The 14,343-nt window shown below is 70.0% G+C and carries 14 protein-coding genes; 7 read left to right on the top strand and 7 right to left on the bottom strand.

The genetic code is table 11. The features are described from left to right. Positions 1-128: 128 nt before the first annotated feature. From ACWFRJ_RS43010 to ACWFRJ_RS42995, 4 genes are all read right to left on the bottom strand, one after another. Positions 129-875, bottom strand: a complete 747-nt coding sequence (locus ACWFRJ_RS43010) for an LmeA family phospholipid-binding protein (protein WP_453544362.1) — start codon at positions 873-875, stop codon at positions 129-131. A gap of 130 nt (positions 876-1,005) precedes the next feature. Beyond that, positions 1,006-2,166 (bottom strand): hypothetical protein, encoded by a 1,161-nt coding sequence (locus ACWFRJ_RS43005; protein ID WP_453544269.1) that lies wholly within the window; start codon positions 2,164-2,166, stop codon positions 1,006-1,008. 8 nt (positions 2,167-2,174) lie between these two features. Beyond that, positions 2,175-2,429, bottom strand: a complete 255-nt coding sequence (locus ACWFRJ_RS43000; RefSeq protein ID WP_160505846.1) for a MoaD/ThiS family protein — start codon at positions 2,427-2,429, stop codon at positions 2,175-2,177. Continuing rightward, positions 2,423-3,334 carry an alpha/beta hydrolase gene (locus ACWFRJ_RS42995; RefSeq protein WP_453544266.1) on the bottom strand — a complete coding sequence of 304 codons (912 nt, stop codon included), beginning with the start codon at positions 3,332-3,334 and terminating at the stop codon, positions 2,423-2,425. Before ACWFRJ_RS42995 ends, ACWFRJ_RS43000 begins: the two co-directional genes overlap by 7 nt. A gap of 242 nt (positions 3,335-3,576) precedes the next feature. Between ACWFRJ_RS42995 and ACWFRJ_RS42990 the strand changes: the two genes are divergently transcribed. The 6 genes from ACWFRJ_RS42990 to ACWFRJ_RS42965 all read left to right on the top strand — a co-directional run bounded on the left by ACWFRJ_RS42990 (position 3,577) and on the right by ACWFRJ_RS42965 (position 9,083). Then, positions 3,577-4,401, top strand: a complete 825-nt coding sequence (locus ACWFRJ_RS42990) for a response regulator transcription factor (protein WP_453544264.1) — start codon at positions 3,577-3,579, stop codon at positions 4,399-4,401. 23 nt (positions 4,402-4,424) lie between these two features. Next, positions 4,425-5,447 (top strand): LacI family DNA-binding transcriptional regulator, encoded by a 1,023-nt coding sequence (locus ACWFRJ_RS42985; RefSeq protein WP_453544262.1) that lies wholly within the window; start codon positions 4,425-4,427, stop codon positions 5,445-5,447. Positions 5,448-5,569: 122 nt separating this feature from the next. After that, positions 5,570-6,625 (top strand): S1C family serine protease, encoded by a 1,056-nt coding sequence (locus ACWFRJ_RS42980; protein ID WP_453544260.1) that lies wholly within the window; start codon positions 5,570-5,572, stop codon positions 6,623-6,625. Between the two features lie 26 nt (positions 6,626-6,651). Next, positions 6,652-6,876: a hypothetical protein gene (locus tag ACWFRJ_RS42975; protein WP_453544258.1), complete on the top strand. Its 225-nt coding sequence runs from the start codon at positions 6,652-6,654 to the stop codon at positions 6,874-6,876. Between the two features lie 66 nt (positions 6,877-6,942). After that, positions 6,943-7,680 carry a response regulator transcription factor gene (locus ACWFRJ_RS42970; protein WP_453544256.1) on the top strand — a complete coding sequence of 246 codons (738 nt, stop codon included), beginning with the start codon at positions 6,943-6,945 and terminating at the stop codon, positions 7,678-7,680. Further along, the gene (locus ACWFRJ_RS42965) at positions 7,677-9,083 is read left to right on the top strand and encodes a sensor histidine kinase (protein WP_453544254.1); all 1,407 of its coding nucleotides are present in this window, start codon (positions 7,677-7,679) and stop codon (positions 9,081-9,083) included. The genes ACWFRJ_RS42970 and ACWFRJ_RS42965 overlap by 4 nt, the downstream gene beginning before the upstream one ends. A gap of 21 nt (positions 9,084-9,104) precedes the next feature. On the opposite strand, the gene ACWFRJ_RS42960 is transcribed toward ACWFRJ_RS42965, so the two are convergent. Together ACWFRJ_RS42960 and ACWFRJ_RS42955 are read right to left on the bottom strand one after the other, a co-directional pair. Next, positions 9,105-10,415, bottom strand: a complete 1,311-nt coding sequence (locus tag ACWFRJ_RS42960; RefSeq protein WP_453544252.1) for an LmeA family phospholipid-binding protein — start codon at positions 10,413-10,415, stop codon at positions 9,105-9,107. 97 nt (positions 10,416-10,512) lie between these two features. Continuing rightward, positions 10,513-12,360, bottom strand: a complete 1,848-nt coding sequence (locus ACWFRJ_RS42955) for a bifunctional metallophosphatase/5'-nucleotidase (RefSeq protein ID WP_453544250.1) — start codon at positions 12,358-12,360, stop codon at positions 10,513-10,515. 301 nt (positions 12,361-12,661) lie between these two features. Between ACWFRJ_RS42955 and mshD the strand changes: the two genes are divergently transcribed. Further along, positions 12,662-13,585: a mycothiol synthase gene (gene mshD / locus ACWFRJ_RS42950; RefSeq protein ID WP_453544248.1), complete on the top strand. Its 924-nt coding sequence runs from the start codon at positions 12,662-12,664 to the stop codon at positions 13,583-13,585. 119 nt (positions 13,586-13,704) lie between these two features. Here the strand turns inward: mshD and ACWFRJ_RS42945 are convergent, their stop codons facing one another. Beyond that, the gene (locus ACWFRJ_RS42945; protein WP_453544246.1) at positions 13,705-14,235 is read right to left on the bottom strand and encodes an LppU/SCO3897 family protein; all 531 of its coding nucleotides are present in this window, start codon (positions 14,233-14,235) and stop codon (positions 13,705-13,707) included. Positions 14,236-14,343 lie beyond the last annotated feature (108 nt).

Raw genomic sequence — 14,343 nt, 5'->3', positions numbered from 1 at the left:
CGAACAGAGCCGCCCGCGCGGGGGCGGGGGGAGGGCTTCACCCCTGCCGCATCCATGGCGCGGACGGCTCTGTCTCGTACTGCGGAACGCGCTGCGGAAGGTACCGCGGAACGTACTGCGGAAAGCAGTTAGCCCGCGAGCTTCACGTTCGTCCCCTTGACCGTGATGTCCACGCCGTCCTGCGCCGGCTCCACCTCGTCGATCTTGATGCCGCCCGGAAGGCCGCTGACCTTCTCCTCGAAGTCCGTCACATCGCGGACCATGCCCTCGGGAAGGGGAATCGATACGCCCATGACGTCGATCTTCTTGGGGATCTGGTCGGCGTCCACCTTGATCGTGTCGCCGTCGACCCGCACCGAGCTCATGACGTGCACCGGCTTGGGCAGCTTCGCGCCGCCCTTGCTCACCTCGACCTCGACCTTGATCTTGCCGTTGCCGCCGTCCGAGAGCCCGACGACCTTGCCGGTGGCGCCGAGCGGCAGCTCGACCGGCTCGCCCTGCGCCTCCTTGAGCAGCTCGTCGTACGAGATCCGGGCCGTGCCGGTGGCCTTCTCGGCGGTGGCGGAGCTGTAGTCCCCCGAGAACTCGACGCCCTGCATCCGGGCGTCCAGATCGGCGATGCGGATCTTGTCGGAGCCGGAGGTGGCCTCGTAGTTCTGCATGCCGATCTCGACGTCGTCGAGGGTGCCGCCCACGACCTGCGTCAGGAAGGGAAAGCCCTTGATGGAGACGTCGGGCGTCTCGCTGAGGCCCTCGCTCGTCCGCAGCTTCTTCGCCACCTCGTCCTCGGCGAAACCCACCGCCAGGCGGTCGGCGCCCACGAAAAGGCCCCCCAGGATCACGACGACGATCAGAAGTATTCGTACGGCGCGCATGCTCATGTCCGGTGTTCCCCCACCTTGATCCCCCGACTCAACTGACCTGTGCCGCGAGCCTAAAGGACAGGCCCCCGGCGGGAGAGCCCGGCCGGGGACCTGTCGATCAGCTGTGACGATCCTCTGTCGGTCAGCCGATGACCCTGCCCAGGAGATAGACGGCCGGGGCCGCCGCGGCGAGCGGCAGGGCGACGCCCGCCGTCATGTGCACGAAGCGGGACGGATAGTCGTAGCTGGCGACCCGGTGGCCGATCAGCGCGCAGACACCGGCGCCGAGGCCGAGCAGCGCGCCCTTGCTGCCGAAGTCCGTCGTACCGCCGACGGCGATGCCCGCTCCGGCCGCCGCGAGCAGCGCGACGACCACGGATGCGGGCGTCGGCAGGGGCAGCGCGCGGGCGATCACGGCGACCGCGACGGCGATGCCGCCCACCGTCATCGCGTCGTCCGACGCCGCGAGGTGCCCGGTCGCGATGATCGCGAGGGCGGAGGAGGCGACGGTCGCCATCAGACCGGCCATCCGCTCGTCGGCGGACGCGCGGCTGCGCAGCTGAAGGACGAGCACGAGAAGCACCCACACGCCCAGGGTGCCGATGATCGCGGCGGGCGCGTTCTCCTTGCCGGTGGCGAGCAGCACGATGTCGGCGACGACACCGCCCATGAAGGCCAGCGCGATGCCCTGCCGGGCGGGCCACATCCCGTTGAGCCGGAACCATCCGGCGGCGGTGACGGCCTGCAGCAGGATGAGCGGTACGAGGAGCGCGTACTGCCCGATGGCGGCCGTACCGGCGAGCAGCAGCCCGAGGACGGCGGTCAGGGCGGCGGGCTGGATCCCCGGCTCTATGATCGGCGACCGCCCCTCGGCACGGGCGCGCTGGGCGTCGGTGACACGGGGGTTGCCGGTGGTGGTGGCGCGGCCGTACGTGCCGGAGTCGGCCGCGGGCTGCGGCTCGGCAACAGGTGCGGGAGCAGGAGCGGGAGCGGGCTCCGGAGGCATCGGCTGCCCGAACCCCTGCGGGGGCAGATACGCCGTCTCCGTCACGTCCACCACGGGTGAGGGCTGGACCTGCGTGTCCCAGGTCTGCCCCTCCCATTGCTGGGTGTACGAGTCCTGGGCGTAAGGCTGCTGCTGCCCGTACGGCTGCTGAGGCTGAGGCTGCTGCGGATACGCCTGCTGGGCGTACTGCTGCTCAGAGGCATACGGCTGCTGCTGGGGGTACTGCTCCGGGGGATGGTCCTGGCGATACGGGTCGTAGTCCCCGTGCCCCGACCCCTCGTACCGTGGATCGCTCATAGCGCTGCTCACCCTCCTGCGAACGGCGGGAGCACCTCGACCGTGCCGCCCTCGGCCAGCCGTACCGTCTCATGCCCGCGGGTACCCACGGGATCGCCGTCGATGAGGAACGAGCATCGCCGCAGTACACGGACCAGCTCACCGGGGTGTCGCTCGCGTGCCGCGTCCAGCGCCTCGGCGAGCGTCGTCGCAGCGTACGGCTCCTCCGCGACGCCTGCGGCCGCTTTGGCCGCGGCCCAGTAACGAATGGTGCCGTTCACCACGGCAGCTCCTCTCCTTCGGCGGTTGCCGATCCCTCGGTCACTGCCGGTCCTTCGGCGTTTGCCGACGTCCATGATGCCGTGGCCCACTCGGCGATCCGACCGAGCAGCGCGTCGTCCGCCGCGTTCTCCGCGTGCCCCATCCCCGCCTCCATCCACAGCTCCGCCCCGCCCTCCGCGGCGGCGGCCAGCATCCGGGGGTGGTCCACGGGGAAGTACGGGTCCTGGTCCCCGTGCACGATCAGGAGCGGGGTCGGCGCGATCAGCGGGACCGATTCCACCGGGGACAGCGGGACGGGGTCCCACTCGTGCGGGTGGATTCGCGTGCGCAGGCCGACCCGGCCCACGACACGCCCCATGGGCCGCGTCACCAGCCAGTGCAGCCGCCTCATCGGCGCCGTTCCCCGGTAGAACCAACGGGCCGGGGCACTCACCGCGACCACCGCGTCAACCCGCGCTTCCGTGCGCCCCCCATGCGCGGCTCCTGCGAGCGCCGCGTGCCGGAGCACCACGGAACCGCCCATCGAGAAACCCACGGTCACCACCCGCGTATGGCCGAAGGACCGCGCCCACTCCACCGCCGCCGCCAGATCGAGCACCTCTCGGTCGCCGACCGTGGAGAGCCCGCCGGACGCCCCGTGCCCCCGGAAGGAGAACGTGATCACGGCCGCACGCTGGGCGAAAACGCCCGCCGCGCGGCGCACGTGCGGCCGGTCGACGCCGCCCGTGAAGCCGTGCGCGAGCACGATCGCGAGCTCCCCCGCCGGGTCGGGTCCGGGCTCGTACGCGGCCTCGATGGCGACTCCGTCCTGTGTACGGAGCGTTGCGCGCCGTTGAACGCGGGGCACAGTGCGAGTGATCGGCCGCACAGAAGATCCCGCCGCTTGGCCTGCCGAACCGGAAGTCATGTGGGCTATTCTCCTTGGCAGAGGATCCGGGCAGCGAAGCCCCCGGGTCCTTTCGTGCTTTCTGAACGTTCGTATACGAACGCGAAAGAACCGCACGTGGAGAGCCCCGGGCGCGGGCCCTCCGCCGCAGTAATCAGTACGAAGCAGTGCCGTAAACGTCCTCGCAGGGACCGAGGAGGAACCGACGTTATGGGCGAGCGAACCGTGCACAACCGTAGGACGACCCAGGCGGGTGAGCAGCGATGAGTTCTCTGCTGCTCCTTACCAATGCCCTTCAGCCGTCGACGGAGGTGCTTCCCGCTCTCGGCCTGCTGCTGCACAACGTGCGGGTCGCCCCCGCCGAAGGCCCGGCCCTCGTCGACACCCCAGGTGCCGACGTCATTCTGATCGACGGCCGCCGTGACCTCCCGCAGGTCCGCAGCCTCTGCCAGCTTCTCCGCTCCACGGGACCCGGCTGTCCGCTGGTCCTCGTCGTCACGGAGGGCGGCCTCGCGGCCGTCACCGCCGACTGGGGCATCGACGACGTACTCCTCGACACGGCAGGGCCTGCCGAGGTCGAGGCGCGTCTGCGGCTCGCGATGGGCCGCCAGCAGATCACCTCCGACGACTCCCCCATGGAGATCCGCAACGGCGATCTCTCCATCGACGAGGCGACGTACAGCGCGAAGCTCAAGGGCCGGGTCCTCGACCTGACCTTCAAGGAGTTCGAGCTGATCAAGTACCTGGCGCAGCACCCCGGGCGCGTCTTCACGCGGGCCCAGCTGCTCCAGGAGGTCTGGGGCTACGACTACTTCGGCGGCACGCGGACGGTCGACGTCCACGTACGGCGCCTGCGCGCAAAGCTCGGCGTCGAGCACGAGTCGCTCATCGGCACCGTCCGGAATGTCGGCTACCGCTTCGTGACGCCGGAGAAGGTCGAACGTGCGGCCGACCAAGCCAAGGCGAAGGCGGCGACGCCACCGGCCGAGGACGAGCACGGGCAGCAGCCGAAGCAGGAGGCGAAGCACGAGGCGGCACCCGCCGTGATCGTGCCGAAGGAAGCTGTCGTACGCCCTGCCCAGCGGTAGTTCCATCCGCGTAGACTCCGCGCGTGGCCAAGGTGACTCGGGATGACGTTGCACGACTTGCGGGTACTTCCACCGCCGTCGTCAGCTACGTCATCAACAACGGACCTAGGCCGGTTGCCCCGGCCACGCGCGAGCGTGTACTCGCCGCGATCAAAGAGCTGGGGTACCGGCCCGACCGGGTCGCCCAGGCCATGGCGTCGCGGCGGACCGACCTCATAGGCATGATCGTGCCCGACGCGCGCCAGCCGTTCTTCGCGGAGATGACGCACGCGGTGGAACAGGCGGCCTCCGAGCGCGGAAAAATGGTGCTCGTCGGCAACACGGACTACGTGGACGAGCGCGAGGCCCACTATCTGCGGGCCTTCCTCGGCATGCGGGTCTCCGGGCTCATCCTCGTCAGCCACGGTCTGACGGATTCGGCCGCCGCCGAGATCGACGCGTGGGACGCTCGGGTCGTACTCCTTCACGAGCGGCCCGAGGCGATCGACGACGTCGCCGTCGTCACGGACGACCTCGGCGGCGCACAGCTCGCCACCCGGCACCTCCTCGAACACGGCCATGAGTACGTGGCGTGCGTCGGCGGCACCGCGGAGACCCCGACCGTCGGCGACCCCGTCTCCGACCACGTCGAGGGGTGGCGGCGGGCCATGCAGGAGGCCGGACGCTCGGTCGAGGGGCGGCTCTTCGAGGCGCCGTACAACCGCTATGACGCGTATCAGATGGCGCTTGAGCTGCTCGCCAGGCCGGATCGGCCGACGGCGATCTTCTGCTCCACCGACGACCAGGCGATCGGCATCCTGCGTGCCGCGCGGGAGCTCCGGATCGACGTGCCGGAGCAGTTGGCCGTCGCCGGGTTCGACGACGTCAAGGAAGCGGGTCTGACGGACCCGCCGCTGACGACGGTGGCATCGGACAGGCCCGCCATGGCCCGCGCCGCGGTCGATCTCGTCCTGGACGACGGCCTCCGGGTCGCCGGGTCGCGCCGGGAGCGGCTGAAGCTGTTCCCGTCACGTCTTGTCGTCCGGCAGTCGTGCGGGTGCGCCTGAAGCTCAGGGGTTCGGCGCCGACGCCTTTATGCCGACGCCTTTATAACGGGCATACGCACTTCTATTGGCGTTCTCAGGGCGTACTCAGCCGTCTCTCATGAAGGCGGACCAGCCTGGAACCCATGACCGACAACTTCCGCCAGAGCGGCGAGTACCCCCAGCAGCACCAGTCGTCAGCGCCTGTGCACCATGGCGGTACGGAGGGCGCCTACCCGCCCCCGCCCGCTTTCGCACCGGAAGCGCCGACACAGCAACACGGACAGGGACCAGAAGCGCCCCCGAAGCCCCCGCGCAAGCGGGCCCGGGGCCCCCTCGCTCTCCTGGCCGCCGTAGCCATCGCGGCAGCGGCAGTCGGCGGCGGCACCGCCTACGCCTTCCAGGAGCTGACCGGCAACGACACCGCGTCGAGCAGCGCCACCAACACGAACGTCGTGCCCACCAGCCAGAAGGGCACCGTCTCCGGCGTCGCCGAGGCGGTCAGCCCCAGCATCGTGGAGATCAGCGCGAAGTCGAACGCGGGTGAGGCCACCGGATCCGGCGTGATCGTCACGTCCGGCGGCGAGATCATCACCAACAACCACGTGATCTCCGGTGCCTCGTCGGTCAAGGTGAAGACGAACGACGGCAAGTCGTACGACGCCAAGGTCGTCGGCACCGACAGCAAGAAGGACCTGGCGCTGATCAAGGTCCAGGGCGCGTCCGGCCTGAAGCCCGCGAGCCTCGGCAACTCCGACAACGTGAAGATCGGCGACGACGTCGTGGCGATCGGCTCCCCCGAGGGCCTGACCGGCACCGTCACCAGCGGAATCGTCTCCGCCCTCGACCGGGACGTCACCGTCTCGACGGACGAGGACCAGGGCCAGCAGCAGCAACAGCAGGGCGGCGGCAACTGGCCGTTCGAGTACGGCGGCGAGCAGTTCAACGGCGACACCGGGTCGTCGAAGACCACGTACAAGGCCCTGCAGACCGACGCCTCGCTCAACCCGGGCAACTCCGGCGGCGCCCTCATAGACATGAACGGCAACATCATCGGGATCAACTCCGCGATGTACTCGCCCAGTTCTTCGTCGCAGAGCGGCGACCAGTCGGGCTCCGGCAGCGTCGGCCTCGGCTTCGCCATCCCGGTCAACACGGTCAAGGCCGACCTCGACACCTTGCGGGCCGGCTCGACCAACTGACCCCGAACGCTCCTCTGGAGGCCGCCATGCCCACCACCCTGATCACCGTCAACCGCGCCCGGCACGCGCTCGCCACCACCATCGGTTGGGGACACCCCGACACCGACCCGGCGGGCCTCGGCCTCCCCCTCGCCGTGGCCGGGGAACTCCACGGCTCCTCCGCCGCCCGCGCCCCGGAAGTGGCCACGGCAGCCCAGACACCGTCCCGGCCCGCCGCACGCCGCAAGCCCCGCGCACGCGTGCGAGGCTGATACCGGCCCCGTCCGACCCGTACTCCGAACCGCACTCGGACCCGTACTCGAGGAAGTCACAAGCCGATGAGCCCCGCCGAAGGCGAGCAGCAGCAGCGCATCCTGATCGTCGACGACGAGCCCGCCGTACGGGAGGCGCTGCAGCGCAGCCTCGCCTTCGAGGGGTACGGCACGGAGGTCGCCGTCGACGGCGCCGACGCCCTCGAGAAGGCGGCGGCCTACCGCCCCGACCTCGTCGTGCTCGACATCCAGATGCCCCGCATGGACGGCCTCACCGCCGCGCGCCGACTCCGCGCGACCGGCTCCCTGACGCCCATCCTGATGCTCACCGCGCGTGACACGGTCGGCGACCGCGTCACCGGGCTCGACGCGGGCGCCGACGACTACCTGGTCAAGCCGTTCGAACTCGACGAGCTCTTCGCCCGGATCCGCGCACTGCTCCGACGCAGTTCGTACGCCGCCGGGGCGGGGCAGGCCGAGGAGGGCGACACGCTCGCCTTCGCCGACCTGCGGATGGACCTCGCGACCCGTGAGGTCACGCGGGGGGCGCGCACGGTGGAACTGACCCGCACGGAATTCACGTTGCTGGAGATGTTCCTCGCGCACCCGCGTCAGGTCCTCACCCGGGAACAGATCCTGAAGGCGGTCTGGGGCTTCGACTTCGAGCCGTCCTCCAACTCCCTCGACGTGTACGTCATGTACCTGCGCCGCAAGACGGAGGCGGGGGGCGAGCCCCGGCTTGTTCATACGGTGCGGGGTGTGGGGTATGTGTTGCGGCCGGGTTCCGGCGGGGGCGGCGAGTGAGCGGGTTCTTCCATCGGTACCGCACGATGCCGTTGCGCTCGCGGCTCGCGTTGCTGGTGGCGTGTGTGGTGGCCCTGGCCGTGGCTGCCGTCGCGGTGTCGTGCTGGCTCCTCACCCGCTCGCAACTGCGGGACCAGATGGACGACTCGCTGCGCAGCCTCAACGTCGGGGGCCCCTACCTCGCAGACACGGTAGCCCCCTGTCGCGACACGCACAGCTCCCCCAACGACGAGACGGCGCCCGGCACCACGACGGTCTTCGTGCAGGTCGTCCAGCCTGACGGCACGCGCTGCGTGGGACGCGGCTCCACACCCGTCGTGGTGGAAGGGGACGATCTGCAGGTGGCCCAGGGCATTCGGGAGCAGACCCTGCACGACGGCAAAACCGACGACGGCGAGTCAGTGCGCGTCCTGACACAGGTACAGGGCAACCTCACGGTGTCCCTGTCCCGCCCGCTCTCCGAGATCGACACTCCCCTGAACAAGCTCGCCCTGCTGCTCACCGCGGCAGCGGGCATCGGCGTACTAGGCGCAGGCGCAGCCGGCCTCTGGGTGGCCCGCACAGGGCTCCGCCCGGTCGACGAGCTCACGGCTGCCGTAGAGCACGTGGCCCGTACCGAGGACCTGAACCTCCGCATCCCCGCCGAGGGCGACGACGAGATCGCGCGCCTCTCGCGCTCCTTCAACTCCATGACCGCATCGCTCGCCTCCTCGCGCGACCTGCAACAGCAGCTCATCGCCGACGCGGGGCACGAGCTGCGCACCCCCCTCACCTCACTGCGTACGAACATCGAGCTGCTCGCCCGCAGCGAGGACACCGGGCGCGCCATCCCGCCCGACGACCGCAAGGCCCTGCTCGCCTCGGTCACGGCGCAGATGACGGAACTGGCCGCGCTGATCGGCGACTTGCAGGAGCTTTCGCGTACGGACAGCGGGCAGGGCGGGAAGGTGCAGGTGGTGGCCCTGCACGACATCGTGGAGACCGCCCTGGAACGGGCCAGGCTGCGTGGCCCCGAGCTGACGTTCGCCGCGGACCTCGCCCCCTGGTACGTACGCGCGGAGCCCGCGGCCCTGGAGCGGGCCATCGTGAACATCCTGGACAACGCGGTGAAGTTCGGGCCCCCGGGCTCCACCGTCGAGGTGGCCCTGAAGGGCGGCTCGCTGACCGTCCGCGATCACGGCCCCGGCATCCCCGCCGACGAACTCCCGCACGTCTTCGACCGGTTCTGGCGTTCCCCGTCGGCCCGCAGCCTCCCCGGCTCAGGACTCGGCCTGTCCATCGTGGCCCGCACCGTGCACCAGTCCGGCGGTGAGGTGGGGCTGTGGCCCGCCGACGACGAGGGCGGCGGGACGGTGGCGAGGGTCAGCCTGCCCGGCGCACCGACCCCGCCCCCCACGACGTGAGCCGGTCACGCCGACGACCCGCTACTTGCCGATGCTCAGCCCCGTACCCGTGAGCCGCACCCGGATCCCGTCCTTCTGCACGTTCACGTCCTTCAGCCACACGTGCCCGTCCCCGGGCAGCTTCGGCAGCTGGAAGGCGAGCGTCAGACGGTCGGCGAGCACGGGCCGGGTGAGCTGGGCGAGGCCCTTCAGGAGCGCCGGGTCCAGGCCGAGCTTCTTCAGGAGCTCGGGGTGGCCCATCGCCACGTCGATGAGGTTGAGGCCCATCACGTCGTTGATGAAGCGCGGCGATCCGACGAGGTCGTGCAGCTTGGTGTCGCTCTTGAGGGCGCCGCTGACCACCGAGTCCGAGACGCCGAGCCGCTGGACGATCGACGGCACGGAGAGCAGCGCCTTCGCCTTGGCGGTCTCCTCGGCGAGCCGGTCAGCGGTCTTCTTGCTGAGGTGCAGGCCCTCGGAGTCGCGGGTGCCGGGCCGGTAGGTCGCCAGGTCGCCGATCTGCAGGCTCATCCTGCCGATGTCGGTGGAGATGCCGCGGTCGCCGTTGCGCTCGATGCGGGCGTCGGCGCGCAGCTTCAGGTCGTGGCCCGCGACGGGCAGCGTGCCGCGCGCGAGCACCTGGTTACGGCCGTGGCCGCTGAAGGTGACCTGCGACGCTCCCAGTTCGCGGTTCAGGTCATCGAAGGAGAGCATCACCTCGCCGTTCATCTCCTGGATGAGGGCGCCCTTGATGTCGGTGGGGCCGTCGCCGGTGATCTTCACGTCCGTCCCGGTGGCGGAGACCTGGGCGAGCGAGATCCGGTCGGCCGCGACGTCAGGGACGGTGACCTTGACCTTGTCCACGCGCTTGTCGAGGACCTGGGTCAGGAAGGGGAAGCCCTCGATGTCGACCTCGGGCGCCGCGCTCAGGTGCATCGATTCCTTGAGCTTGTCCGCGGCCTCGTGCTCGGCGTAGAGCAGGGCCCAGCGGTCGCCGAGCGCGAGGAAGGCGGAGAGTACGACGAGGGCGACGACGGCCTTCGCGGCGAGCGGTAGCCCGGCGAACCGGGTGCGGCGACGGCCACGTCCGCGGCTGCCGCGGCGGTGGTTCGGAGGCTGCCACGGCGCATCCGACTTGTCGGCTTCATCCTCATCGTCCGCCTCGTGGAGGAACTGCTCCAGCGGGTTCGGGGTCGCGAGGGCGCCGAGCTCGTCGTACGGATTGAGCGGAGCGGTGGTCTCTACCGGCTCGGGGGGTGCGTCTGGGGAAACCGATTCGGCGTGCCAACCATCAGACGAATAAGCCTGGTCGTGATCGGGCGGAAGCGTGGCTATGCGGTGGGGGGAACGCATCAGCTGAGTTCACCATACGTTCACACCCCACCCCAAGCCTCACGCCCAGTAACAACCAATTTCAGCCACTTACTGAGTTCGACTGTTAACGCGTCATTCACTTCACGACGGTGATCCTGTCCGCCTTGGGCGGGGCGATCGGCTTGTCCGCCGAGGAGTTGGCCGTCAGGTAGTCGTTGAACGCCTTCAGGTCATCGCTGCCGACCAGCGGCTTCGTGCCCTTGCCGAGCTCGGCGAAGCCGTCGCCGCCGCCCGCGAGGAAGGAGTTCATCGCCACACGATAGGTGGTGGCTGGATCTATCGCCTTGCCGCCCAGCTTGATCGAGTCCGTCACGACGCGGTCGGCGCCGGACTTCGTCATGTCGAGCGTGTACGTCAGGCCGTCCGAGATCTGCAGAATCTTCGGGGACGCCTCGTTCGACCCGCTCACCTGCTGCTTGAGCCCAGTGATCAGCTGTGCGCCGGTCAGGTCGACGAGATTGACCGTGTTGCTGAACGGCTGCACGGTGAAGCCCTCGCCGTACGTCACGACGCCGTCGCCCTCGTTCCCGCTCGCCTTGTGCACGAGGTCGGAGCGGATGCCGCCCGGGTTCATCAGCGCCAGATCCGTCTCAGGGTCGAGCGACTTGCCGTGCGCGAGCTGCGCGTCCGCGATCAGGTCGCCGAGCGGCGCCTCCTGCGTGGTGGCGCCGCGGCCCGGGATGTCGCCGGAGATGAAGCCGACGGGCTGGTTGGCCACCGGGGCCGCCAGCTTGTCCCAGCGGGAGATGAGCGAGGTCATGTCGGGCGCCTTCGCCTGCTCACGGCTGACGACGTGGTTCGCCGACTTCGCCGACTTCGCGGACTTCACGCTCGTACGGACGATGTCCTTCGTCTTACGGTCGTACGTGAGCGTCGTGTCCGTGTAGAGCTTCCCGAAGGAGGAGGCGGACGTGACCATGCGGGGCTTGCCCGCCGGGTCGGGGATCGAGCAGACGTACGCGTTGTGCGTGTGCCCGGTGACCAGGGCGTCGACCTTGGGCGTGATGCCCTTGGCGATGGTGGTGATCGGGCCCGAGATGCCGTCGCCCGCGCCCGGTGAGTCACAGTTGTAGTTGTAGGTCTGCGACGCGGGGACGCCGCCCTCGTGGATGAGCGTGACGATCGACTTCACGCCCTGCTTGTCGAGGATCTTGGCGTACTTGTTGACCGTCTCGATCTCGTCGTGGAACTTGAGCCCCTTGACGCCGTCGGCGGAGACGATGTCGGGCGTGCCCTCCAGCGTGACGCCGATGAAGCCGACCTTGACGCCCTTGTGCTTCCACACCCAGTACGGCTTGAGGATGGGCTTGCCCGACTTCTCGTCGGTCACGTTCGCCGCGAGGTAGGGGTAGTCGGCCCCCTTGAACTTCTTGCCCTTCTCGAAGCAGCCGTCCTTGGGGTGACAGCCGCCCTTCTGCATGCGGGCCAGCTCCTTGGCCCCCTCGTCGAACTCGTGGTTGCCGACGCTGGTGACGTCGAGGTCGAGCTTGTTCATCGCCTCGACGGTCGGCTCGTCGTGGAAGAGACCCGACAGGAGCGGGCTCGCGCCGATGAGGTCGCCCGCCGCCGCCGTGACGCTGTAGGGGTGGCCCTTGCGGGCCGTACGAAGAGACGTGGCGAGGTACTCGGCACCGCCCGCGTCGATCTTCTTCTCGGTCCCGTCCGCCTGCTTCTCCGTCACCTGGCCCGACGACCCCGCCGGCGGCTGCAGATTGCCGTGGAAGTCGTTGAAGGACAGCAGCTGCACGTCGACGGTGCGCTTCTTGCCCGCCGCGTCCGCCGCGCCTGACCTGCCTGCGTGGTCCTGTCCGGCGCTCGCGGGCAGTGCGGCGGCCAGCGCACCGAGCGTGGCGAGACCGGCCGCGGCGGCGAGCACGCGGGCGGCGCGGCGTCTGGGCCGACGTGGCTGAGGAGTGGCTGGCACGTGTCCCCCTGGGAGGGTATAGAGCGGCTGAGGGTGTGAAACTCCCGCGCAGCCTAGAGTCAACGCGCGTAGCGCGACAGGGGGTTGCGGGTTACGAGGTGGTTGCCATCGCGGGCACTTCGGACACTTGGGGCAAGAGTGTCGACGTACGAAGGGCACGAGTGACGGCGTACGGGGGCGGGGGCGGCCGAGGGTGGCCGGGCGCGGTGGCAGCGGCGCGTACGCCGTCGTGCACTCCCCGCAGGCCGGGAGTACGTCCGCGATCTGCTCCCCGACCGGCCGCCGCCGTACCCTCGACTCCATGACTGACGAGCAGCAGCCTCCCGCCACCCTGCGGCAGATCGACACGGTCGCCGCCCTCACCTCCGACCAGGCCGACGCCGTGCTCGGCCTCATCGCGGAAGCGGCCGCCACGGACGGCCAGCAGGCCGTGTCCGAGCAGGGGCGGCTGCAGCTGCGGGGAGGCGCGCGGGCGGGGGTGCGGCATCTGCTGCTCGGCGTCGGCGACGACCTCGTCGGGTACGCGCAGCTGGAGGACACCGACCCCATCGAGGCCCCGGCCGCCGAGCTCGTCGTGCACCCCTCGCACCGCGGGCGCGGACACGGCCGTGCCCTTGGCACCGCGCTGCTCGCCGAGTCGGGCCGACGGCTGCGGATCTGGGCGCACGGCGGTCACTCGGCGGCGCGGCACCTGGCGCAGGTGCTCGGGCTCACCCTCTTCCGCGAACTGCGGCAGATGCGGCGGCCGCTGGCGGGCCTCGACCTGCCCGATCCTGTGCTTCCCGCGGGCGTCTCCGTACGCGCCTTCGTGCCCGGCCAGGACGACGCGGCCTGGCTCGCGGTGAACGCGGACGCCTTCGCGCACCACCCCGAGCAGGGCTCCCTCACCCAGCGCGACCTGGAGGACCGTGAGGCCGAGCCGTGGTTCGACCCTGCGGGCTTCTTCCTGGCCGAGAAGGACGGCGAACTCGTCGGCTTCCACTGGACCAAGGTCCACGCGGACGAGGGCCTCGGCGAGGTGTACGTCCTCGGGGTGCGGTCCGGCGCGCAGGGCGGCGGCCTCGGCAAGGCGCTGACGACCATCGGCCTGAACCACCTGGCGCAGGCGGGTCTGCCGACGGCGATGCTGTACGTGGACGCGGACAACAAGGCGGCGGTGAGCGTCTACGAACGGCTCGGGTTCGTCACGCACGAGACGGATCTGATGTACCGGACCGAGTCCTGAGGTTCTGAGGTTCTGAGGTTCTGAGGGACGCAAGAGATACGCGAAGGGCGCGGTGTTCCCCGGGGGAACACCGCGCCCTTCGCGCGTCTTCGGCCGCTCGCCTGCTTCGACTACTTCGCCTACTTCGGCTCGACCGGCTTCAGGCACATGCTGTACTGCACCCGGCCGCGCCGGGTCTGCTCATAGCGGGACTCGCCCGGCTCGCACTCGGTTTCGAACTTGCTCGCCACCTTGTACTCCGCCGTCGCGCCGGAGCAGTCGACGACCTCCATGTCCGGGCTGCCGCCTGATCCCTTGTTCTGTACGCAGTCGCCGACCTCGGCGGCCGTGGGCGCCTTGGCGGTCTCGCTGCCGGGGCCCGTGGTGTTGCCCCGGCTCGAATACCACCAGACGCCCGCGATGACACCGGCGACGAGCAGGACCACCACCTTCATCAGGGGTGACTGCCGGTTGAACGAACCGCCGCCACCGCCGCGCGGGCGCTGGGGCTGCTGGGGCGGGTGGGGCTGCTGGGGCGGATACGGCTGCTGCCCGTAGGGCTGCTGAGGCTGATAGGGCTGCTGCCCCTGATACGGCTGCTGACCGTACGGCTGCTGCCCCTGATAAGGCTGCTGAGGCTGCTGGTAGCCGCCCTGAGGCGGTGGTGGCATGGACAAGGCAAGTCCCCCGACTTTCCATACGTGTTCACGTCAATGCTGAGCGGCAGACGTTACAAGATCCCTCACCCCTTGACGGAACGGGCCCCCTTGCACCACCCT

It is taken from the genome of Streptomyces sp. NPDC055239 (assembly GCF_053606205.1).
Note: the sequence above shows the minus strand (reverse complement) of the source record. Positions and strands in the feature narration are given on the sequence as shown.